The sequence below is a fragment of the Pseudoalteromonas sp. TAE79 genome (assembly GCF_000498015.1).
Lineage (GTDB): Bacteria > Pseudomonadota > Gammaproteobacteria > Enterobacterales > Alteromonadaceae > Pseudoalteromonas.
Genome location: NZ_AUTL01000152.1, coordinates 1 through 1,627 on the forward strand (window position 1 = coordinate 1; position 1,627 = coordinate 1,627).

Below are 1,627 nucleotides of genomic sequence, written 5' to 3' on the forward strand. Positions count from 1 at the left end.
CCTTGAAATACCACCCTTGTAGTTTTGATGTTCTAACGTTGGCCCCTGAATCGGGGTTACGGACAGTGCCTGGTGGGTAGTTTGACTGGGGCGGTCTCCTCCTAAAGAGTAACGGAGGAGCACGAAGGTTGGCTAAGTACGGTCGGACATCGTACGGTTAGTGTAATGGTAGAAGCCAGCTTAACTGCGAGACAGACACGTCGAGCAGGTACGAAAGTAGGTCATAGTGATCCGGTGGTTCTGAATGGAAGGGCCATCGCTCAACGGATAAAAGGTACTCCGGGGATAACAGGCTGATACCGCCCAAGAGTTCATATCGACGGCGGTGTTTGGCACCTCGATGTCGGCTCATCACATCCTGGGGCTGAAGTCGGTCCCAAGGGTATGGCTGTTCGCCATTTAAAGTGGTACGCGAGCTGGGTTTAGAACGTCGTGAGACAGTTCGGTCCCTATCTGCCGTGGGCGTTTGAGAATTGAGAGGGGTTGCTCCTAGTACGAGAGGACCGGAGTGAACGAACCGCTGGTGTTCGGGTTGTCATGCCAATGGCATTGCCCGGTAGCTACGTTCGGAACTGATAAGCGCTGAAAGCATCTAAGCGCGAAGCAGGCCTCGAGATGAGTTCTCACTAGACTTTTAAAGTCTCTGAAGGGCCGTTGAAGACTACAACGTTGATAGGCAAGATGTGGAAGTGGTGTGAGCCATTAAGCTAACTTGTACTAATTACCCGTGAGGCTTAACCATACAACGCCAAACGCGTTTTATGCGACAGTTTAGACAGAAGTTAATATAACTAAAGTAGATATTACTGAAAAGACTTAAAAAATATTATCAGATATTTTCCAAATTCAGTTAGTGCGTAGCGATACGGATTAATGCCCAAATTTGCTTGGTGACAATAGCGTTTTGGACCCACCTGACTCCATGCCGAACTCAGTAGTGAAACGAAACAGCGCCGATGATAGTGTAGCATTTGCTATGTGAAAGTAGGACATTACCAGGCTTCAAATTCAGTCGAAGGACTTTAACCTTAATAATTAAAATAAGAAAATTGAAAAGAATTTTCTTGGTGACAATAGCGTTTTGGACCCACCTGATCCCATGCCGAACTCAGTAGTGAAACGAAACAGCGCCGATGATAGTGTAGCATTTGCTATGTGAAAGTAGGACATTACCAGGATTTAATTAAGAGAAACCTGTTACAGTAATGTGACGGGTTTTTTGCTTTCTGAAATTTTGTAAATAGTCCATGGCGAACTCAGTGGCGAAATAAAATAGTTCTAAGGCGAGCCCCGCAGAAGGACGCCCAGACACAAAGATAGTGTAGCATTTGCTATGTGCCTCTCCACCGCTGTGGCACTACGACATTACCAGGATTTAATTAAGAGAAACCCGTTACAGTAATGTGACGGGTTTTTTGTTTGCCCAGCGAAGCTGGCAAACCCGATAGGCTGAAAGATGCCTTATCACCCTGACTAAGGGGAAGATAATCTGAATGGCAAGGGCATCACTGGCCAACGGTGGGGTCTGAAGGAAGCCATAAGAAGTTAGAGGTACACAACTAACCGTAACCTGTTTCGGCAGTATTGGTGGGTCAGCGTGCAAAATAGCGCAACGCCCTATACTTAG

The 1,627-nt window shown here is 46.7% G+C and carries 3 rRNA genes; all 3 read left to right on the forward strand.

Going from position 1 to position 1,627, the window contains the following annotated elements:
- A 23S ribosomal RNA gene (locus tag L655_RS0111405) occupies positions 1-742 on the forward strand; the annotation flags it as partial.
- 144 nt (positions 743-886) lie between these two features.
- Positions 887-1,001: ribosomal RNA gene (gene rrf / locus L655_RS0111410) — 5S ribosomal RNA — on the forward strand.
- A 62-nt stretch (positions 1,002-1,063) separates the two neighbouring features.
- Positions 1,064-1,178, forward strand: a 5S ribosomal RNA gene (rrf, locus tag L655_RS0111415).
- The last annotated feature ends 449 nt before the right edge of the window (positions 1,179-1,627 follow it).